The organism is Arthrobacter sp. 05T423 (assembly GCF_056396245.1).
The window spans coordinates 57,068-76,497 of sequence record NZ_JBFTLC010000007.1 but is presented as its reverse complement, the minus strand read 5'-3'; the positions used below and the strand labels follow the sequence as shown (position 1 = coordinate 76,497).

19 protein-coding genes are annotated in these 19,430 nt (G+C 67.7%); 8 read left to right on the top strand and 11 right to left on the bottom strand.

Annotated elements, in window-relative coordinates; translation table 11 throughout:
- Positions 1-34: 34 nt before the first annotated feature.
- The 4 genes from AC1DFE_RS08030 to AC1DFE_RS08015 form a co-directional block, all read right to left on the bottom strand.
- Entirely contained in the window at positions 35-265 is a 231-nt protein-coding gene (locus tag AC1DFE_RS08030; protein ID WP_214856708.1) for a DUF6167 family protein, read from the bottom strand.
- A 19-nt stretch (positions 266-284) separates the two neighbouring features.
- Positions 285-659 carry a DUF948 domain-containing protein gene (locus tag AC1DFE_RS08025; RefSeq protein WP_476905371.1) on the bottom strand — a complete coding sequence of 125 codons (375 nt, stop codon included), beginning with the start codon at positions 657-659 and terminating at the stop codon, positions 285-287.
- Positions 660-803: 144 nt separating this feature from the next.
- Positions 804-1,430 carry a 30S ribosomal protein S4 gene (gene rpsD, locus AC1DFE_RS08020; protein ID WP_476905370.1) on the bottom strand — a complete coding sequence of 209 codons (627 nt, stop codon included), beginning with the start codon at positions 1,428-1,430 and terminating at the stop codon, positions 804-806.
- 171 nt (positions 1,431-1,601) lie between these two features.
- Positions 1,602-3,128 carry a replication-associated recombination protein A gene (locus tag AC1DFE_RS08015; RefSeq protein WP_476905369.1) on the bottom strand — a complete coding sequence of 509 codons (1,527 nt, stop codon included), beginning with the start codon at positions 3,126-3,128 and terminating at the stop codon, positions 1,602-1,604.
- A gap of 62 nt (positions 3,129-3,190) precedes the next feature.
- On the opposite strand from AC1DFE_RS08015, the gene AC1DFE_RS08010 reads away from it, so the two are divergent.
- Entirely contained in the window at positions 3,191-3,865 is a 675-nt protein-coding gene (locus tag AC1DFE_RS08010) for an acVLRF1 family peptidyl-tRNA hydrolase (protein WP_476905368.1), read from the top strand.
- 100 nt (positions 3,866-3,965) lie between these two features.
- On the opposite strand, the gene AC1DFE_RS08005 is transcribed toward AC1DFE_RS08010, so the two are convergent.
- From AC1DFE_RS08005 to chcC2, 5 genes are all read right to left on the bottom strand, one after another.
- On the bottom strand, positions 3,966-4,349 hold the full coding sequence (locus AC1DFE_RS08005) for a 2Fe-2S iron-sulfur cluster-binding protein (RefSeq protein ID WP_476905367.1): 384 nt from the start codon (positions 4,347-4,349) through the stop codon (positions 3,966-3,968).
- Between the two features lie 10 nt (positions 4,350-4,359).
- Positions 4,360-5,640 carry an NAD(P)/FAD-dependent oxidoreductase gene (locus AC1DFE_RS08000; protein ID WP_476905366.1) on the bottom strand — a complete coding sequence of 427 codons (1,281 nt, stop codon included), beginning with the start codon at positions 5,638-5,640 and terminating at the stop codon, positions 4,360-4,362.
- Positions 5,633-6,889: a cytochrome P450 gene (locus tag AC1DFE_RS07995; RefSeq protein ID WP_476905365.1), complete on the bottom strand. Its 1,257-nt coding sequence runs from the start codon at positions 6,887-6,889 to the stop codon at positions 5,633-5,635. The genes AC1DFE_RS08000 and AC1DFE_RS07995 overlap by 8 nt, the downstream gene beginning before the upstream one ends.
- Before the next feature lie 165 nt (positions 6,890-7,054).
- Positions 7,055-7,807, bottom strand: a complete 753-nt coding sequence (locus AC1DFE_RS07990) for an IclR family transcriptional regulator (RefSeq protein WP_476905364.1) — start codon at positions 7,805-7,807, stop codon at positions 7,055-7,057.
- 20 nt (positions 7,808-7,827) lie between these two features.
- Positions 7,828-9,615 carry a 4-oxocyclohex-2-ene-1-carboxylate 5-dehydrogenase gene (chcC2, locus tag AC1DFE_RS07985; RefSeq protein WP_476905363.1) on the bottom strand — a complete coding sequence of 596 codons (1,788 nt, stop codon included), beginning with the start codon at positions 9,613-9,615 and terminating at the stop codon, positions 7,828-7,830.
- 134 nt (positions 9,616-9,749) lie between these two features.
- Between chcC2 and AC1DFE_RS07980 the strand changes: the two genes are divergently transcribed.
- From AC1DFE_RS07980 to AC1DFE_RS07955, 6 genes are all read left to right on the top strand, one after another.
- Positions 9,750-10,535, top strand: coding sequence for an IclR family transcriptional regulator (locus tag AC1DFE_RS07980; protein WP_476905362.1), 786 nt, complete (start codon positions 9,750-9,752; stop codon positions 10,533-10,535).
- A gap of 105 nt (positions 10,536-10,640) precedes the next feature.
- The gene (locus tag AC1DFE_RS07975) at positions 10,641-11,402 is read left to right on the top strand and encodes an SDR family NAD(P)-dependent oxidoreductase (protein ID WP_476905361.1); all 762 of its coding nucleotides are present in this window, start codon (positions 10,641-10,643) and stop codon (positions 11,400-11,402) included.
- A gap of 48 nt (positions 11,403-11,450) precedes the next feature.
- Complete coding sequence (chcC1, locus tag AC1DFE_RS07970; RefSeq protein WP_476905360.1) at positions 11,451-13,133, top strand: 4-oxocyclohexanecarboxylate 2-dehydrogenase; 1,683 nt, start codon at positions 11,451-11,453, stop codon at positions 13,131-13,133.
- 1 nt (position 13,134) lies between these two features.
- Complete coding sequence (locus tag AC1DFE_RS07965) at positions 13,135-13,464, top strand: Dabb family protein (RefSeq protein ID WP_476905359.1); 330 nt, start codon at positions 13,135-13,137, stop codon at positions 13,462-13,464.
- A gap of 10 nt (positions 13,465-13,474) precedes the next feature.
- A complete protein-coding gene (locus AC1DFE_RS07960; RefSeq protein WP_476905358.1) occupies positions 13,475-14,875 on the top strand; it encodes an MFS transporter in 1,401 nt (466 codons plus the stop codon).
- A 33-nt stretch (positions 14,876-14,908) separates the two neighbouring features.
- Positions 14,909-15,124, top strand: coding sequence for a hypothetical protein (locus AC1DFE_RS07955; RefSeq protein ID WP_476905357.1), 216 nt, complete (start codon positions 14,909-14,911; stop codon positions 15,122-15,124).
- Positions 15,125-15,225: 101 nt separating this feature from the next.
- On the opposite strand, the gene AC1DFE_RS07950 is transcribed toward AC1DFE_RS07955, so the two are convergent.
- Positions 15,226-16,068, bottom strand: a complete 843-nt coding sequence (locus AC1DFE_RS07950) for a GNAT family N-acetyltransferase (protein WP_476905446.1) — start codon at positions 16,066-16,068, stop codon at positions 15,226-15,228.
- 179 nt (positions 16,069-16,247) lie between these two features.
- Positions 16,248-18,035 (bottom strand): aspartate--tRNA ligase, encoded by a 1,788-nt coding sequence (gene aspS / locus AC1DFE_RS07945; protein ID WP_476905356.1) that lies wholly within the window; start codon positions 18,033-18,035, stop codon positions 16,248-16,250.
- Between the two features lie 99 nt (positions 18,036-18,134).
- On the opposite strand from aspS, the gene AC1DFE_RS07940 reads away from it, so the two are divergent.
- Entirely contained in the window at positions 18,135-19,424 is a 1,290-nt protein-coding gene (locus AC1DFE_RS07940) for an APC family permease (RefSeq protein WP_476905355.1), read from the top strand.
- Positions 19,425-19,430: the final 6 nt, after the last annotated feature.

Below are 19,430 nucleotides of genomic sequence, written 5' to 3'. Positions count from 1 at the left end.
TTGGGCGGCACTGCAGGTTTTAATTCTCGCGCGTCTAGCGGCGGGCGAGGTCCTGGGACTCAACACCCAGGGCGGCCCGCAGGTCCGTTTCCCGTTCCCGCATGCCGGCGCGTACGGCGTCGGCGAAGTCGTAAACGCCGTCGGCTAGCCGGCCCACGGCCCGGTTCAGGCCTTCGGGGCCGAGCGCTGACTGCGCCTCGGTAACCTTGCGGAACGCGATGACCCCGATGGCCACGCCGATTCCCATCCAGACAAGTCGTTTCATTTCAGTTCTCCGGGTGGGCTTAGCGGCTGCGGCGGCCGGTGGCGGGCTTCTTGGGGGTGGCGAACGCGGAACGGACGCCGTAGCTGAACGCGGCCACCTTGATCAGCGGCGAACCGACAGTCGCGGCCACGAGGGAGGACAGCGCGGAGATGTTGGCCGAGGCATCCGAAACGTTGGAGGCGATGCCGTCCACTTTCTTCAGCTGCTGGTTGGTGGTGGTGACGGTAGCGGTGACCTCGTCCATGAGCGGGGTGGCGCCGTCGCTGATGGAGCGGATGGAAGTCCGGACCTCGTCGAACACCCGCCCCAGCTTGAGGATGGGCACAGCAAGCAACAGGACCAGGAGCGCAAATACCCCGGCCGCGATCAGGCCGGCAATATCGCCACCAGACATAGACGTTCATCTCCTTGAAACTCCGTGGAACTGTACCGGGCGTCGGCGGCCAAAGTGCTGCGGCCGCAAATGTCCCCCAAGTACCTTACATACAAAGAAGCCCGCGGCGCTTGCCACGGGCTTCTTTGTATACGCTGCCGGAATTTAGCGTGCGTAGAATTCGACGACGAGCTGCTCTTCGCAGGTCACGGGGACCTCGGAGCGCTTCGGGCGGCGGACCAGGCGGGCCTGCAGGGCGTCCAGCTTGACGTCCAGGTAGGCCGGAACGGCGGGCAGGACGTCGCGGTGGGCGCCGGCTGCTGCAACCTGGAGCGGGACCATGGTCTCGCTGCGGCTGTGCACGTGCACGAGCTGGCCTTCGCCGACGCGGAAGGACGGGCGGTCAACGCGGATACCGTCAACCAGGATGTGGCGGTGCACAACCAGCTGGCGGGCCTGTGCAATGGTGCGGGCGAAGCCGGCACGCAGCACGAGGGCGTCGAGGCGCATCTCGAGCAGTTCGATGAGGTTTTCACCGGTCAGGCCCTTGGTGCGGCGTGCTTCTTCGAAGGCACGGGTCATCTGGGCTTCGCGGATGCCGTACTGGGCGCGCAGACGCTGCTTTTCGCGCAGACGTACGGCGTAGTCGGAGTCCTGCTTCTTGCGGGCACGGCCATGCTCACCGGGGCCGTACGGGCGGCGCTCCATGTACTTGGCGGCCTTGGGGGTCAGAGCGATGCCGAGGGACCGCGAGAGGCGGGCCTGACGGCGAGCACGAGTGTTGTTAGCCACTTGTGTCCTTCCAATATCTGCGGTGTGTCAGTGTTACTGGCCTCCATAATGGAGAGCATCGGCCAACCGCTGCCTTTTGCTACTGGGCACAGGGCACAGCTCCATCGAACTAAAATTCGGGGGATTGTGCGTCCGTGCCTTGCCAGACAAACATCCATCCTACCACGGCGGTCACTTGCCCCGGACGATCTTCCGCAGCCGCTCCAGCCGGACCGCGATGTCCCGCTCGGCGCCGTTCGCCGTGGGCTCGTAGTAGTCGCGGCCCACGAGGTCATCCGGCGGATACTGCTGCGCGGCCACCGAATGCGGGGCATCATGGGCGTACTTGTATCCCACGCCGTGGCCGAGCTGCTTGGACCCGGGATAGTGTGCGTCGCGCAGGTGCGCGGGGATCCCGTAGCCCAGCCCGGCCCGCACGTCCGCGATGGCCTTGTTGATGCCCATGTACGCCGCGTTCGACTTCGGCGCCGTGGCCAGGTGCACCACCGCCTCAGCCAGCACGATGCGGCCCTCGGGCATTCCGATGAGCTGCACGGCCTGTGCCGCGGCAACCGCTGTCTGCAGCGCCGTCGGATCCGCCATGCCCACGTCCTCCGCAGCCGAGATCACGATCCGCCGGGCCACGAAGCGCGGGTCCTCCCCCGCCTCCAGCATCCTGGCGAGGTAGTGCAGGGCCGCGTCCACGTCGGACCCGCGGATGGATTTGATGAACGCGCTGGCCACGTCGTAGTGCTGGTCACCGGCGCGATCGTAGCGGACGGCCGCGGCGTCCACGGCACGCTCGGTGTGCCGCAGCTCCACAGAGACCGGCTCAACAGTGGCCGGCTGCCCTCCGCCGCTAACACCCGCTCCGTTGTCAGCTGCGCCGTCTGCATCAGTGCCCCCTTCCCCCGCACCGGAACTTTCGACGTCGTCCGCGTCGCCGAACGCGACCCCGGCCGCGGCTTCCAGCGCAGTCAGCGCCCGGCGAGCGTCCCCGCCGGAAAGCCGGACGAGGTGCTCCAGGGCCTCGCCGCTGAGGCGGACGTCGCCGTTCAGCCCGCGGGGATCCTCAACGGCCCGCACCAGCAGGCCCTCAATGTCCGCGTCGGTGAGCGGCTTGAGCGTCAGGAGCAGGGAGCGGGACAGCAGCGGCGACACCACCGAAAACGACGGATTTTCCGTGGTCGCCGCCACCAGAACAACCCAGCCCTTTTCGACGCCGGGCAGCAGCGCGTCCTGCTGTGCCTTGTTGAAGCGGTGGATCTCGTCAAGGAAGAGGACAGTGGTGGTCTTGTACAAGTCACGCGCGGTCAGGGCGTCGTCCATGACGCGGCGGACATCCTTGACGCCGGAGGTGATGGCGGACAGTTCCACGAACTTGCGCCCGGGACCGCGCGCGATCACGTGGGCCAGCGTGGTTTTCCCGGTTCCCGGGGGTCCCCAGAGGATCAGCGAGCTGGGGCCGGCCGGGCCGGCGGCGTCAGCACCTGCTGCCAGCTGCCGCAGCGGCGACCCCTGGCCCAGCAGATGCTGCTGGCCCACCACCTCGTCCAGCGTGCGGGGACGCATCCGGACCGCCAGCGGGCTGCGCGGCGGGGTGGAACGGGACTGGCCGGACCGGGGCTGCCCGCTCCCGGCACGGCCATCCGTGCCGTCGGCAGCGTCGTTGTCGTCGTCGCCACTGTCCGGGTCCGCCGAACCAAAGAGATCATCCACATAGATAGGCTACTTCTAGATTCTCCAGTCCAAATCCGGCCACGAAAGCAGGGATCCGCCAAATGCCAGCCAGCCGTCCGACGCAGGGACGTGCGGTGTCCACCAGGACCGCATTCGTCCCCGGCCCGCGGCTGGCTGGCTGGGTTGAACGGTTCGCTGCCAGCCACGGGCACCTTGGGTATGAAGACCACGACGACGGCGTGCGGCTGTCCGCCGCGGACGGCGCCACCGCCCTGCTGGCGGCGCCGTGGCCCGACGACGGCCGGCCAGGGCGCGGATCCGGCCTCGTGGAACGGCTGGCTTCGCTGGCGTCCCAGCCGCGCACGGTCGGCCTGGTCCTGGTCCGCCGCGGAGGATACGGCGTGGCCGTGGCCAGCGAGGGGACCATCCTCGCCGCCAAGACCGGTTCCAAGTACGTACAGTCCCGCACCGCAGCCGGCGGCCAGTCGCAGCAGCGGTTCGCCCGTCGCCGCACCAACCAGGCGGACGCGATGGTGGAGGCGGTGGCGGAGCAGGCGCGTCTGGTGCTGGGCGGCCAGGTCTTCGAGTACATGCTCCCCGGCGGTGACCGCGCCCTTGCTGACGAAGTCCTGGCCCACCCTGCCCTGAAACCCTGGGCAGGCCTGCCGCGGCTCGCCTATCTCGACGTTCCCGATCCACGGGCTGCCGTCCTGAAGAAGGCCGCGGCGGACGCCTGCGCGGTGCGGGTGACGGTGACGGACCCGCCCGGGAGCTAGCGCGCCGCTGCGGGAGAAGCGGCCGTTTCGACGGTTCCCCGCCCACTCGACGTTGCGCGACGTCTTGTGCGCGGGGAACCGTCGTACCAGCGGGCGGCGTCTACTCTTCGGGTGCCAGCGTCACGGTGACCCCGTTCAGCTCCCGGCTGAAGCCCACCTGGCAGGACAGCCGCGAGCTGCATTCCCGGTATCCCTCCGCCTCCACGAGCAGCTCGAGTTCGTCCTTGCTCCGTTCCTCCAGGGTGTCGAAGACCTCCTGCTCCAGGAACACGTGGCAGGTGGCGCAGGAGGCGGTGCCGCCGCACGAGGCCAGAACGGGCAGGTCGTTGTCCCGGAGGGCCTCCATCATGGTCTGGTCCGGCTCCCATTCAAGGTCATGGGTGGCGCCTGCGCGGTCGACGACGGTCAGCGTGTTGTTTCTAGTGGCGGTGCTGCTAGCGGCGGTGTTGCAGATCGCGGTGTTGCCCATGCTGGTGTTGCTCATGTCTGTTTCCTTAGGATCGGGCTGCTGCGAGGTCAGCGTCGGAGTGGTTGGTGGCGCCGGAAATGGCTTCCGCGAGAGGGATGCCGGGGTTTGCGGCCAGCGCCGGGTCCATCCGCGCTCCCCGGGCGATCAGGCGTTTGGCCGTGCGGAAGTCGGCCAGGTTGGCGACGGTGTCGACGGCGGCGAGGCGGCCGCCGCGGAGGTAGACCACCGAGAATTTGCCGCCGGAGGGTTCGCCGCGGACAACGGCCTGGTCCTCCGGGTGGCGGACGCCGGCGGTCTGCAGCCGGACACCGTGCTGTACGGTCCAGAACCAGGGAATTTCAGGTTCTGCTGCCGCCTGGCCGGTGATGTGCGCGGCCACACTGTCTGCCTGCGCCAGCGCGTTCTGGATGCACTCGAGCCGCTGGCTGGCGCCGTCGATGGGGCTAGTGAACCGCGTGACGTCCCCGCTGGCGTAGATCGCGGGATCGGAAGTCCGGCCGTCCGCGTCCACGAGGATGCCGTCCCGGCAGTCGAGGCCGGCGTCCGCGGCCAGCTCCTGGTTGGGCAGGACGCCGATCCCGGCGAGGACGACGTCGGCGGGGTAGACGGTGCCGTCGGCGCCGGTCACGCGTTCGGCCCGTTGTCCGCCGTCGATCGATGTGACCGCGGCGCCGAAGACGAACCGGACCCCGTGCCGCCCGTGTAGCTGCTCGAAGTGGCGGGAGACGGGGGCTGACGTTACCCGGCTCATCACGCGCTCCTGAAATTCGAGCACCGTGACTTCACAGCCCTTCGCAGCCGCCGCTGCGGCCACTTCCAGTCCGATGTACCCGGCGCCGATGATAGCCACTCGGGCCCCCGGCACCAGCAGCCGCTTGAGTTCGAGCGCGTCATTCCGCGTCCGCAGGGATCTGACTCCCGGAAGGCCGGAACCCGGCACGGTGAGGGGCCGGGCCCGTGAACCGGTGGCGATGACGAGCCGGTGGTAGGCCTGCCGCGTCCCGTCGGACAGCAGCACCATCCGGCCGTCCCTGTCGATGGACTCCGCGGTGACCCCCGCGAGCCGGCTGATGCCCTTGTCGGCATAGAACTTCTCCTTGCGGAGCACGGCTGGCTCGTCGGAGGCGCCGTCCTTCAGGAGTTCCTTGGAGAGCGGCGGCCGCTCATAGGGCAGTTCCAGCTCGGCGTCGATCAGCAGAATACCGCCTTCCCAGCCGCGGGTGCGGAGCCCTGCAGCGACAGCGACGCCGGAGTGTCCCGCGCCGACGATGACCACCGGGGCTGTGCTCCCGACCCCGCTACGCATTGGCCTGCTCCAGCATCAGGTGCAGGTGCTCCGGTCCCGAGTTCGTCAGGTTGTTGCCGCGCACGTACTCGATGCGTTTGTTCGGATCAAGCGTTAGCATCGCGAGCTTTTCCGCGAGGAGCTTCACCGTGACCAGGACCTCAAGCCTGGCAAGGGGCGCGCCGAGGCAGCTGTGGACCCCGTGCCCGAAGCCCAGGTGTCCGTCGGTGTTGCGGTCAATGTCGAAGCGCTCGCCGTCGGGATACTTGCTGCTGTCCCGGTTCGCTGCCGCGGGCAGCAGCCGGACGATGGCACCGGCGGGAATGGTCACTCCGGCAACTTCCACCTCCTCCGTGGTGATCCGACTGGCCCGCTGGACGGTCCCGCGGTAGCGGGCCAGCTCCTCGACGAAAAGGTTGGCATCGTCCGGGTTCCGGCGGATCCGGTCCAGCAGGCCCGGATGTTCGCTGAAAATCCGGAACGCGTTAGCCAGCAGGATCGTGGTGGTGTCGTGGCCGGCGACGAAGACAAAGGCGCAGAGTTCCTTGGCTTCCTTCTCGCTGAGCAGCCCGTCCTTCCACATCCGGGCGATGTGTCCGCCGACGGAGTCGCTCTCCTCGCGGTACAGGCGCTCCATGGTGTCTTTCAGGTAGGCGAAGAACTCGAAGGTGCTTTGCTCGTCGGTGCCTGTGCCCTGGGCGTTGCGGGCCAGCCGGCCGAAATAACTGAAGGTCTCGTCGGACCAGAACTTCATCTTCTCGAAGTCCCCGGCCGGCACGTCGAGCAGGGCGCTGATGGTGGACATGCTCAGCGGGATGGCATAGTCGTCCACGGCGTCGCCGCCGCCGGCGGCGAGCATCGGTGCCAGGTACTTTTCGGCGTTCTCCCGCACCCGGTCCTCGAAGCGGGCGATGGCCTTGGGGATGAAGGCCTGCGCCACCACCTGGCGCAGCCGGGTGTGATTGGGGGCGTCAAAGAGAGTCAGGAAGGTCAGCGGGACCGGGTCCACAACCTGGGACGAGAAAACCTTCGGTGCCCGCATGGCCCGGCGGACGTCGTCGTACCGGGAGATGAACCAGACGTCCGATACGGGCGAATGGGCACGGAGCACCGGGGCGTTCTCGCGCATCCACTGGTAGTGGCGGTACGGATCACCCTGGGTCCCGTCATCCACAACCTTGAAGGGCGCCATGCCCTCGGGCCAGTCCAGTTCATGCGAGTACGGCGGCAGTGCGGAGACCGGGGGTGCTGCTGTCAGTGGGCAAGACATCATCGTCCTTCTTTCCGGTTAACTTCGGCGTAATCCGATGTGATCCGCCTCTCACTCCACAGTGCGGGATACGCCGCACCTGGCCCCACAGGTCTTCCGTTCATCGGTTCCTAAAGTCCGCCCAGTATTCGGGCCGGGAGGATTTAAGCCAGGCAGGCCTTCGAACTATGCGGATTTCAGCGCGCGGGAGATCCCGTGCGCGGCGGTCAGCAGGGCGGGGACGGTGGATGGAACTGCCGCTTCCTGCCGCGGCACGATGGCGTTGAGCGCCGCAGCGACCGTGTTGCCCTGCCCGAAGACGGGCACGGCGATGCCCATCCATTCAGTGACGCCGATGCCGGGCAGGGCCACGTAGCCGCGCTGCCTGATCTCGGCCAGGTGCTTGCGGATGAGGGCAGGGTCGGTCAGGGTCTCGCGGGTCACGGCCGTTAACGGCTTCGAAAGCACCTCGGCCTGGATGGCAGGCGGCGAGAAGGCCAGCAGCACCAGGCCGGACGAGGCTGCGTGGATGGGCATCCGCTGCGCAATGTGGGCTGCGTTCAGGCTGGAGTGCGGTGAGGAAAGGCGCTCCACGTACAACACAGTCCCGTGGTCCAGCACGGCCAGGGTAGTGTGCTGGTGGACGGCTGCCTGGACGTCCTCCATGAACGGCAGCGCCAGCTCACGAAGGTTCAGCGCACGGGAGCCTCTGGCGGCGAGCTCCCACATCCGCATCCCGGAGCACAGGTTCCCGTCCGGCAGCCGCTCAATCAGGCCGTTGAGGACCAGGTCATCCACGAGCCGGTGCGCGGTAGTTAGCGGGAGGCCGGCGCGGCGGGCCAGGCCGGAGAGCGTCATGGCCGGCAGATCCCGGTCGAAGGCGCTCATGAGCCGCACCACGCGGCTGATCACCGATTCCCCCGATGGAGAGTTGGCCATGGCGGTGTCCGGCCCGGCGCCTAGCGGCCCGCCGGGTTGGCCGGCCGCGCTCCGGTGCGGTCTGCGGTTCGGTCCCCGGTCCGCTCCGCGTTCCGCTGCTCCCCGGCGAGCCTGACGATGTCCCGTCCGGCGCGGTAGCCAAACACGAGGGCCGGCCCGATGTGGGAACCGTAGCCGGGGTAACCGCCGCCGAAGACGCTCACGGCAGCCGCGCCCACGGCCAGGAGGCCGGGAACCACCGATCCCTCAGCCGTGACCACCTCGGAGTGTTCGTTGACGCCGAGGCCGGCGAAGGTGCCCAGATCGCCCATCTGGATCTTCGCGGCGTAGAACGGGCCCTTGCCCACCGGCGCGAGGTTCGGGTTCGGCTTGTGCTCGAGGTCGCCCCTGAAGTGGTTGTACTGGGTGGAACCGCGGCCGAATGCCGGGTCTTCGCCGCGCTCCGCAGCCGGGTTGAAGGCGGTGACGGTGGCCTCCAGGCCCGCCGCATCGATGCCGAGCTTTCCGGCCAGCTCAGCAAGGGTGTTCCCCTTGACCAGGTAGCCGGTCCGGTAGAAGTAGCTGCGGGGCATCGGCCAGGGTTTGGCATAGCCGATGCCGTATTTGTGCATCGTTTTCGCGTCGCCGATCACGTAGCCGAAGGTCCTTTCCTCGTCCTTGTTGTGCTCGATCATTGCCCCGCCGAAGTCGTGGTAGCTCAGGGCCTCGTTGCCGAAGCGCTTGCCGTGGCGGTCGACGGCGATCAGCCCGGGCAGCCCGATTGCCCGCAGATGCGGAAAAAGCCGCTGAGCGCCACTGAGGTAGCTGAACACGGTCACTGGCGCCCAGGAGCCAACGCTGAACACGGAATCGTCGATGTAACCGCCGGCGCCCATCGCCAGGGTGGCGGCGTCACCGCCGTGGCCAACGGTGGGTGTGAAGTGGTCGTCACCGCCGGCGTCATGCGGAAAATACCGCTGCCGCAGTTCCCTGTTCCCGGAGAATCCGCCGGCGGCGAGGATAACGCCGGCGAGCGCTGTGACGGTGACGGTGTGCTCTCCCCCGATGACCGCACCGGTGACGGTCCCGGCGTCGTCCCTTGTGAGCGAAAGCGCCGGTGAGGACTTCCACAGCCGGACGCCCAGATCGTCCGCACTTTTGACCATGCGGGTCATCAAGGCATTGCCGTTGGAGCGCAGGACCGGACGCTTGTACCGTGCAGCGTCGGCCCAGGTGCGCAGCAGCTTCTTCGCGACATAGATGAAGGACTTAATCGACTGGTTCACGTGGAAGAACTCGTTGATGTCCGGCCCCACCTGAGGCATGTAGCCGAAGACGGTGTAGGAGCTCATGTAGGGCTGCATCAGGAGCCGTTTGTCCCCGAGCACCCGAGCGTCCACGTCCTGCGGCAGGATGGCCCGGCCGGACAGTTTCGCCCCGGGCAGGTCCATCTGGTAATCAGGGGCCTTCGCCGGGTAGGTGAACTTCACGTCGGTTTCGTTTTCGAAGAAGGAGATCGCCTCGGGCACGGTGTCGAGGAAATTCCGGACTCCTGCCTCGTTGAACGTCTCCGGCGCCAGGTTCCTCAGGTAGGTCTCTGCGTCCTCTCGGGTATCGCCCTGGGCCACGCCCTGCTTGTTGCCGGGGACCCAGGCCCAGCCCGCGGAGATAGCGGTAGTTCCGCCGAAGTACTGTTCCTTTTCCGCGACGATCACGCTCAATCCCTGCGAAGCGGCCTTCAATGCTGCGGCCATCCCGGCCACACCCGATCCGATGACGAGGACGTCACAGACCGCGGTCTTTGCGGTTTCTGCCAAGGTTTCTGTCATGGTTCCTGCTCCGTTCTGCCCGCGGGCCACGGAAGTTGCGGCGGCAGGCGTTGACTGACAAATCCCCAGTAGATCCGGGAGTACGGCCGGCCGGGAGGAGGATTACCATTGAGCGGGAATCGAAGGGAGGAACAGTGGCCAACTCCGCATCCGGTGAGTCAATCATCGGCCGCTTCGTGAGGATCGTGAGCGCGTTCGATGACAGGCACCCCGCCATGAGCGTCGCCGAGCTCGGCCGCCGCACCGGCCTGCCGGTGACCACCACCTACCGGCTGGTCAACGACCTGCTGCTTGAACGCCTGCTGGAACGCGAGCCCGGCGGAGACATCCACATCGGCACGCGGATGTGGGAACTGGCTTCCCGCGGCTCCAAGATGCTGGGTCTGCGGGAAGCGGCCCTGCCGTTCATGGAGGACGTCCAGGCCGTGGTGCAGCACTCCACCACGCTGGGAATCCTCGATTCGGACGAGGTCCTGTACATCGAGCGGCTCGGCTCTGACAGGACCATCGTGGACATTACCAAGATCGCCGGCAGGCTGCCGGTCCACGCCACGTCCTCGGGACTGGTGCTGCTGGCACACTCCCCCGCCGCGTACCAGGACGCCTTCCTGGCCAGGCCACTGACGAAGTTCACGGAGACTACCCTGACCGAGCCGGCCGCACTCCGGCGCCATCTGGCCGAGATCCGGCAGCGCGGCTTCGCTGCCATGCCCGGGGTGATCGTGCCGGAGTCCAGCGGCATCGCCGTGCCGGTGTTCGGTCCCGACAACACCGTCCGCGCCGCGCTCAGCGTGGTGGTGCCGCGCAATGAGGAGAACGCCCCTGCCCGGGTGCCGGTCCTGATGGCGGCGGCACGCGGGATCTCCAGGGCCCTGGGCTGGCGGGGCGAGCTGAAGGGAACGCTCCGGCAAAGCCACTAAAGGCGGTCTTGCCGTTCATCGGCAATCGTGTGGTCGCCCTCACAGATCCCCTGCCACGCTGGCTGGGAAGCAGCGACGAGGCTGCAGGATCACGAGGAGCACCACATGAATCCCATCCAGAACCGCGTGGCCGGCAAGACAGCCATTGTCACCGGAGGCCGCGGAGACCTGGGCAGCGCCACCGCCGCCCTCCTTGCCGAACACGGCGCGAAGGTTGCCAGCCTGGACGTTGCCGGCATCCCCGCTGCCGCTGCCCACGAAAACATCAGTGAGTACGACGTCGATGTCACCAGCGAGGCCAGCGTCGCCGAGGCCATCCGCCGTGTCCGCGACGAACTGGGCACCCCGGACATCCTGGTCAACGCCGCCGGCATCATCGGCCCGGCAGGAGCCTCCCACACCGCCTCGACGGCCGACTTCGACACCATTTTCAACGTCAACGTCAAGGGCGTCTGGCTCATGACCAAGCACGTAGTCCCCGGCATGATCGAAAAGGGCACCGGCAGCATCGTCAACTTCTCCTCCATCCACGGCCTCACCGGCGGCCGGAACGTGCCGCTCTACCACGCCACCAAGGGCGCGGTGCGGCTCCTGAGCAAGTCGGACGCCGCGGCCTACGGCGGCCACGGCATCCGGGTCAATTCCATCCACCCCGGATCCATGAACACCAGGATGAGCCGCCGCTCAGCCGAACAGTCCGACATCGGTCCCGAGGCCTACTACAAGCAGCTGGTGGGCTCCAACCCGCTGCCCCGCCAGGGCGAACCGGACGAGATCGCCTACGGCGTGCTCTACCTGGCCTCGGACGAATCACGCTTCACCACCGGTTCCGAGCTCGTCATCGACGGCGGCTACACGGCTGTCTGACGCCCCCACCGCTGCACCCGACATCTTCTTCCTGAAAGGCAACATCCCATGAAATTCGTCAACGGCGCTTCCGCGGACACTTACGACGTCGTCGTCGTCGGTTCCGGTGCGGGGGCACTCACCGCGGCGGCCACCGCCGCCCGAGCCGGCAAGACCGTCGTCGTCCTCGAGAAGAGTGACCTGCTGGGCGGGACCTCCGCCGTGTCCGGCGGCATGCTGTGGGTGGCGGACAACCACCACGCGCGGATGGCCGGGATCACGGATTCCAAAGTTGCGGCAGCGGCGTATGTTCGCGCCGTCGCGCGCGGAAGGGGCCGCGAGGAACTGCTGGACGCCGCGCTAAACTACGGCGACCAGATGCTCCGCTTCGTCGAGGCGGAGTGCGGCGTCCGCTTCATCTTCCTGGACAACTTTCCCGATTACCGGCAGGACCTGCCCGGTGCCAGGACGGGCGGCCGCACCGTGGAGCCCGCGCTGTTCAACAGCGCAGAAGCCCTGGGCGGCCTCCGGACACACGTGCGCAGCGACGGCCGCGCCCCGTTCACCATGCAGGAATACGAGGAGTGGGGCGCCTTCACCAAGTTCCCGTGGGACGAACTGGCCAGCCGACAGGACGACGGCCTCGTTGCCAAGGGACAGGCGCTCGTTTCCATGCTGCTTGCCAGCCTGCTCCGGGACGATGCCACACTCGTGACCGGGGCCCGCGGACACCGCCTGCTGACCGACGGCGGCCGGGTGACCGGCGTCGAACTCGAAAGCGGAGAAGTGTTCCATGCCCGCGACGGCGTGGTGCTCGCGACCGGCGGCTTCGAATGGGACAGGGCCCTGGCCGACTCGATGCTCGCGTCCCGGCTCTACACGATGTGCTCGCCGCCCTCGAACACGGGCGACGGGCTGCGGATGTCGCAGCGCATCGGCGGCCAGACCCGCGGCACGCGCGAAGCCTGGTGGGCGCCGATGTCCGTCACCGGCGACACCCGCGACGGCCAGCCCGTGGGCACCCTGCTGCGGTTCGAACGGCAGGGCCCTGGGTCCATCATGGTGAACCGCCACGGCCGCCGCTTCGCCAACGAGTCGCAGAACTACAACGACCTCGCCCGCAGCCTCCAGTCCTGGGACTCCGCCGCCAACAGCACACTGAACACTCCGGCGCACGTGATCGTGGACAACGGCTACCTGGAGCGCTACGGCATCCTGGCCCACCGTGCGGGCCAGCCGACGCCGGACTATCTGGTCGAGGCGCCCACCCTGGCTGAACTCGCCGCGAAGATCAATGTTCCGGCGGAGAGCCTGTCCGCGACGGTGGCGCGGTTCAACGAGTTCGCCGTTAAGGGCGAGGATCTCGATTTCGGCCGCGGCGAGAGCGCGTACGACAGGTACTGGGGCGACGGCGACAGCCCGTGGCCTAACCCCTCGCTGGGTCCACTCGAGTCCGGGCCGTTCTATGCGCTGGAGGTGGTGGTTGGCGCCTTCGGGACCAACGGCGGCGTGGCTACCGACGGGTCAGCCCGCGTGCTCGACGTCGACAACCGCCCCATCCCGGGCCTGTTCGCCGCCGGCAACACCACCGAGAATGCCTACGCGGCGGGCTACCCCGGCGCCGGTGCCACCCTCGGCCCCATCATGACCATGGGCTACCTCGCCGGACGCGCCCTGGCCCGCCAATCCGCGGAGTACCAGTCCGCCGACTACAGCGCGGAGCAGCCGGCTTCGGAAATGGTGGAGGCCTGAGATGATCCGCCACACAGTGCTTTTCAAGTTCAAGCCCGACTTCCCGCCGGCCCACCGGCAGGCCTGGATTGACGGGCTCAACAACATGGCCGGAAATATCCCCGGCATGCTCAGCCTCAGCCATGGTGCCGATGTCCTCAACACCGAACGTTCCTTCGACTATGCCATCGTGGCCGACTTCGAAAGCGTCGAGGACATTGCCGTGTACAACACGCACCCGCTCCACGAGCCGCTGAAGGCATACTCGTTCCCCAACAGCCGGCAGATCCTCGCGGTGGACTTCCACCTCCCGGACACCTTGGCGGCATCTATTGAGACAACGCAGTCTTAAGGAGATTCCCGTGACCACCTCCCCGTCACCGCAGGTTCCAGTTCAGGTTCCCCGGCAAACCCCTGCTCAACGCAAGACCCCGCGCAAGGCCGCCCTGGCGTCCTTCCTCGGCAGCACGCTGGAGTACTACGACTTCTTCATCTACGGCACTGCCGCAGCCCTGGTGTTCCCGCATCTGTTCTTCCCGTCCGCGGACCCGGCCATCGGGCTGATCGGCGCCTTTGCCACCTTCGGCGTCGCGTACGTGGCACGGCCTGTTGGCGGACTGGTGATGGGCCACTTCGGTGACAAGCTGGGCCGGAAGAGAATCCTGCTGCTGACCCTCGGCATCATGGGTCTGGCGTCATTGGGCATCGGTTTCCTGCCCACCTACGGGCAGCTCGGCGTCTGGGCGCCCGTGCTGCTGGTCGCCGCCCGGCTGGCGCAGGGCTTCTCTGCGGGCGCGGAGTCGGCTGGCGCCTCCACCCTGACTCTCGAACACTCGCCCGAAGGCAGGCGCGGGTTCTTCACCAGCTTCGTGATGACCGGGTATGCCTCCGGCATGGTCCTGGCCACTCTCGTGTTCATCCCGGTGACGTCACTTCCGCGGGAGGCCATGATGAGCTGGGGCTGGCGCATCCCGTTCTGGCTTTCCATCGTGGTGCTGGCCATCGCTTACTGGGTCCGCACGCACCTGGACGAGACCCCGGTCTTCGAGGAGGCCCAGGAGCGCCGACAGGTGGCCCCCATGCCCGTCAAGGAAGTGCTGCGCTTCCAGGCCCCGGATGTGCTGAGGGTGGCGGGAATGTCGATCATGTCCGTGATGCAGACCATCTTCACGGTCTTCGGACTCGCCTACGCCACAGCGGGCGCCGGGTTCGACCGGGCGGCCATTCTGACCGTAAACGCCGTGGCCATCGGCCTGTCCATGTTCGTCATGCCGCTGGCGGCCAGGCTGTCCGACCGGATCGGCCGCCGCCCCCTGCTGCTGACGGCCGCGATCGGCTGCTCTGTCACGATCTTCCTCTACTTCCTGGCGCTCTCCTCCGGCAACATCGTGCTGGTCTTTCTTGCTGCATTCCTGAACATGACGGTGCTGTACTCGGGCTTCAACGGCGTCTGGCCGGCATTCTTCGCCGAACAGTTCGCAGCGCCTGTCCGCTATTCCGGGATGGCCCTGGGCAACCAGTTCGGCCTGGTCCTCGCCGGCTTCGGCCCGATGATCGCCGGAATGCTCTTGGCACCAGGGGTCTGGGGCTGGGTTCCAGTGGCCGTCTTCGGCACCGTGTGCATGCTCATCGCCGCAGGATCAGCGTTCTGGTCCCGGGAGACTGCCACCACACCCATCGCGGATCTCGGCGGACCGTACTTGGCGGGCACCGCACGCCGGCGCCATGCCGAAGCACAGCAGCCCGCCCTCCAAAACCGCTGAGCCGACGCCCGCCCGCCAAGGAAGGAAAAGCCCATGCCGCAACACACCAGGCGCCGCGTCAGGTACCCGCACCACTGGCTGGTCAGGGTCCCGCGATTGCCGGCGATCCGGCAGCAGCCGGAGCCAGGAGCCGCCGCCGCTGAGGCACGCTCTGCAGCCGCACAGTTCCCGGATGTACAGGACGCGTTCGACGGCGAGCTGGTCACCGCCCCGTGGATGGGCCTGCACTACCGGACCGAGGCCCCGTAACACCATGCTGCTTCCGCCCCGTTTCGACGGTTCCCTGCCCACACGACGTTGCGCAACGTCGTGTGGGCTGGGAACCGTCGAAACGGCGGGGTGGGGGCAGCTCAGCAGCCGGTCAGCGATCGCCTCGGCCGCTCCTGCCGGTAGTAGTAGCGGGACACCTCACTGAAACCTGCCCTGGAGTAGAGCTCCCGGGCAGCGGTGTTCGATGCCATCACCAGCAGCCAGTAGCCAGCCAGCCCATGACCCTTTATGTTGTCCCGTGCCGCACCTGCACGGAACAGGGCCTGCTGGACCCTGGTGGCGTAGCCGCGGCGCCGGGCGTCAGGCCTGGTGGCCATGCAGTACAGCCCGCCCCAGCTGCCTGCCTCCCCGGAAACAACAGCCCTGCCGGGAACAACAGCAAGGCGTCCGACGGCGGCCGGCCCGCCGTCGTCGTCTCTCACCAGGGCGTACAGCGCGGGGCAGCCGGTCAGGATCTCACGGGCTGTCTCCAGTTCCGCTTGCCCGCCGCGGCCGTCCACAGACCACCACAGTTCCAGCCATTCGGCAGACGGATGCTCAGCGATCTCGACGCCGGCGCCGGGTTCCGGGGCGTTTCCGCCGCCAGGGACGGTGTCCGCTGCAGAGGCCAGGCCGGATTCACGAACCGTGCGAGCCGCACGGACCATGATGAGCGTTTCGGATTGACGGGTGAAGCCTTCCTCGTCCAGGACGGCGTTCAGCCCTGAGCTGGCGGGAGTGTCGAAGACCTGGAAGATCACCGGCAGCCGGCGGCCGCGGTACCAGGACCGGGCGTTCCGGAGCGCAGCCAGGCGCTCGTTCCGGGTTCCGACGGGCTCCGAGCGCGGCCAGATGGAGTTCGCACGCTGGGTCACACCGTCGGCGGCGCGAAGAACCCAGCCTCCCGAGACCTCGCGGTCCGGTGCGGGCCAGGCTGCATCCATGACCGCCCCCAGATCCGTCAGGGCGGCGTCCGGCAGGTGGGGTACGGCCACTGCTCTCCTTCGTCAAAGGCAGGAGGCTCCCCGGTGGCCTGCAGTTCAGGTCCGGGGAGCCTCCTGCTCCTGGTCAAGCTTCGCGTTAACTCATACGTCGAGGTGAAGCTTTTGGGCTTACGTGCGGCTCAGTCGGCCTTTTTCTCTTCCGGCTTCTTGGCCTCGGGCTTGAAGTCGACGCCGGCCTCCCTGCGCTGCTGCACAGTGATGGGCGCGGGGGCGTCGGTCAGCGGATCGTGGCCGCCGCCGGACTTCGGGAACGCGATGACGTCGCGGATCGAGTCCACACCTGCCAGCAGCGCCACCACGCGGTCCCAGCCGAAGGCGATGCCGCCGTGAGGCGGGGCGCCGTACTTGAAGCCCTCCAGCAGGAAGCCGAACTTCGTCTGGGCATCGGCCTTGTCCAGGCCCATGAGCTCAAAGACGCGCTCCTGGACTTCACGTTCGTGGATACGGATGGATCCGCCGCCGATCTCGTTGCCGTTGCACACGATGTCGTAGGCATAGGACAGCGCGGCCTCCGGGTCCTGGTCAAAGTTGTCCAGGAATTCGGGCTTCGGCGAGGTGAAGGCGTGGTGCACGGCGGTCCACTGGCCTGCGCCGACGGCCACATCGCCCGATGCCACCGCGGCAGCGGCGGGTTCGAACATGGGGGCGTCGACAACCCAGCAGAAGGCCCAGGCGCTGGGGTCGATCAGGCCGGTGCGGTGACCGATCTCCACGCGGGCAGCGCCCAGCAGCGCGCGCGACGGGGTCTTCTCGCCGGCGGCGAAGAAGATGCAGTCGCCCGGCTTGGCGCCAACGGCGTCGGCCAGGCCGGCGCGTTCGGTCTCGGTGAGGTTCTTGGCTACCGGGCCCGCGAGCTCGCCGTCCTCCTTGTAGAGGACGTAGGCCAGGCCCTTGGCGCCGCGCTGCTTGGCCCATTCCTGCCAGGCATCGAGTGCACGGCGGGCCTGCGAGGCCCCGCCGGGCATGACGACGGCGCCAACGTAGGGTGCCTTGAAGACGCCGAAGTTGGTGTCCTTGAAGAACTCGGTCAGCTCGGTCAGCTCCTGGCCGAACCGCAGGTCCGGCTTGTCTGATCCGAACCGGGCCATGGCGTCGGCGTAGGTGATCCGCTGGATCGGCGTGGGGATCTCGACGTCGATCAGGTTCCAGACGGCCTTGACGATGCCCTCGCCGAGCCGGATGATGTCGTCCTGCTCCACGAAGCTGGCTTCGATGTCGAGCTGGGTGAACTCGGGCTGGCGGTCCGCGCGGAAGTCCTCATCCCGGTAGCAGCGGGCGATCTGGTAGTACTTCTCGAAGCCGCCCACCTGCAGGAGCTGCTTGAACAGCTGCGGCGACTGCGGCAGCGCGTACCAGGAACCCGGCGCCAGGCGGGCGGGGACCAGGAAGTCACGGGCGCCTTCCGGCGTCGAACGCGTCAGCGTTGGCGTCTCGATTTCGACGAAGCCCTCGCCGTGCAGGAGTTCGCGGGCCACCCGGTTGGCCTCGGAACGAAGGCGGAGGTTGCGGCTGGGGCCGGGGCGGCGCAGGTCCAGGTAACGGTGCTTGAGCCGGGCTTCCTCCCCGACCTCCACGTGCTCATCGACCTGGAACGGCAGGGCGTCGGCGGTGTTGAGGATGACCACCTTGTCCGCCATGACCTCTACCTCGCCCGTGGCCAGGGCAGCGTTCTCGTTGCCTTCCGGGCGCTTGGAAACCGTACCGGTCACCTGGAGCACATATTCGTTGCGCAGCCCGTGGAAGACCTCTTCCTCACGGACCACCACCTGCGCCACGCCCGAGGCGTCACGCAGATCGACGAATGCGACACCACCGTGATCACGACGGCGGCCAACCCAGCCTGCCAGGGTTACGGTTTGTCCAATGTGCTCGGAGCGAAGGGATCCGAGGTCATGTGTGCGCAGCACAGCATTCCTTTCAGAAGGAAGACAGAATGAAGTTTAAATACGATCGTTGCGGAAACGATCCCGTCCGAGTTTACCCGTTTGAAAGGTTCCTGCCCCGCCATGACCAAGCACCAGCAGCTGCAACGAAGGCTTGGTGTGGCCGACGCAACAGCCATCGGGCTCGGATCCATGCTCGGCGCCGGTGTTTTTGTCATCTTCGCACCGGCCGCCCGGCTGGCGGGAGACCTGCTCCTCGTGGCCATTGCCCTGGCAGGTGCCGTGGCGTACTGCAACGCCGTGGCCTCGGCCCAGCTCGCGGCAAGGTATCCGCAGAGCGGCGGCACCTACATCTACGGCCGGAAGCAACTCGGCGAGTGGCCCGGCTTCCTGGCCGGCTGGGGATTTGTCACCGGCAAGGCAGCCTCCTGCGCGGCCATGGCCCTGACGTTCGGCCAGTATGTTGCGCCGGCATACTCCACTCCCGTGGCCATCGCAGCCGTCGCCGCACTGACCGGCGTGAACCTGCTGGGCATCACCCGGACAGCCTTCCTGACCCGCATCCTGCTGGCCGTGGTCCTGGCCACCCTGGCCTTCGTGGCAGCGGCGAGCATCCTGGGACCCCACGTTTCCGACGGCGGAACGCCATCCGGGCAGGCCGGTAGCGCACTGTCAGCGCAGGCCACCGGCGTGTGGGGCATCCTGCCCGCCGCGGGCCTGGTGTTCTTCGCCTTTGCCGGGTACGCACGCATTGCCACGCTAGGCGAGGAGGTCAAGGACCCGGCGCGAGTGATTCCGCGCGCCATCCTCGGTGCTCTGGCCGGCGCCCTGGTCATCTACCTGTTGCTGGGGGCGCTGCTGCTGGCGCATCTGCCGGTCCACGTCCTTGCCTCCTCCACGGCGCCGCTGCTCGACGCCGTGGAACGGTCCCGCCTGGCCGCCGGAGCACCGGCTGTCCAGGCAGGCGCAGCCGCTGCCTCGCTCGGTGCACTGCTGGCCCTCATCACGGGTGTCGGACGCACTGCCATGGCCATGGCCCGCGAACGCGACCTCCCCGGCACCCTGGCCCGGCTGGGCGGCCGCCATTCGGTGCCGGTAGCCGCCGAACTGGCGGTGGCCGCCGTCGTCGTTCTGTTGTTGCTCACCACCGACGTGCTGACAGTGGTCGGCTTTTCCAGCTTCGGGGTCCTGCTGTATTACGCGGTGACGAATGCCTCCGCGTTCACGCTCCAGGACCGGCCCCGGCACGCGCCCAAGTGGCTCAACGCAGCGGGACTGGCCGGGTGCGTGGTGCTGGCATTCACCCTGCCGCCCGTCTCGGCGCTCGGCATGGCCGCGATCATGGCGGCCGGACTGGCCGGGCGCGCCGTGGCGCTCCGCTTCCGCAAGCTTAGGATGCGGAAAGCACAGTAGCTCAGG

What these genes read in the sequence shown, in the direction of transcription:
- AC1DFE_RS08030 (WP_214856708.1), bottom strand. Translation starts at nt 265, where the DNA reads ATGAAACGACTTGTCTGGATGGGAATCGGCGTGGCCATCGGGGTCATC.
- chcC1 (WP_476905360.1), top strand. Translation starts at nt 11,451, where the DNA reads ATGAAATTCGTCAACGGCGCTTCCGCGGACACTTACGACGTCGTCGTC.
- AC1DFE_RS08010 (WP_476905368.1), top strand. Translation starts at nt 3,191, where the DNA reads ATGCCAGCCAGCCGTCCGACGCAGGGACGTGCGGTGTCCACCAGGACC.
- AC1DFE_RS08005 (WP_476905367.1), bottom strand. Translation starts at nt 4,349, where the DNA reads ATGAGCAACACCAGCATGGGCAACACCGCGATCTGCAACACCGCCGCT.
- AC1DFE_RS07940 (WP_476905355.1), top strand. Translation starts at nt 18,135, where the DNA reads ATGACCAAGCACCAGCAGCTGCAACGAAGGCTTGGTGTGGCCGACGCA.
- AC1DFE_RS07995 (WP_476905365.1), bottom strand. Translation starts at nt 6,889, where the DNA reads ATGTCTTGCCCACTGACAGCAGCACCCCCGGTCTCCGCACTGCCGCCG.
- AC1DFE_RS07950 (WP_476905446.1), bottom strand. Translation starts at nt 16,068, where the DNA reads ATGGATGCAGCCTGGCCCGCACCGGACCGCGAGGTCTCGGGAGGCTGG.
- AC1DFE_RS07965 (WP_476905359.1), top strand. Translation starts at nt 13,135, where the DNA reads ATGATCCGCCACACAGTGCTTTTCAAGTTCAAGCCCGACTTCCCGCCG.
- chcC2 (WP_476905363.1), bottom strand. Translation starts at nt 9,615, where the DNA reads ATGACAGAAACCTTGGCAGAAACCGCAAAGACCGCGGTCTGTGACGTC.
- AC1DFE_RS08025 (WP_476905371.1), bottom strand. Translation starts at nt 659, where the DNA reads ATGTCTGGTGGCGATATTGCCGGCCTGATCGCGGCCGGGGTATTTGCG.
- AC1DFE_RS07975 (WP_476905361.1), top strand. Translation starts at nt 10,641, where the DNA reads ATGAATCCCATCCAGAACCGCGTGGCCGGCAAGACAGCCATTGTCACC.
- AC1DFE_RS07955 (WP_476905357.1), top strand. Translation starts at nt 14,909, where the DNA reads ATGCCGCAACACACCAGGCGCCGCGTCAGGTACCCGCACCACTGGCTG.
- AC1DFE_RS08000 (WP_476905366.1), bottom strand. Translation starts at nt 5,640, where the DNA reads ATGCGTAGCGGGGTCGGGAGCACAGCCCCGGTGGTCATCGTCGGCGCG.
- AC1DFE_RS07990 (WP_476905364.1), bottom strand. Translation starts at nt 7,807, where the DNA reads ATGGCCAACTCTCCATCGGGGGAATCGGTGATCAGCCGCGTGGTGCGG.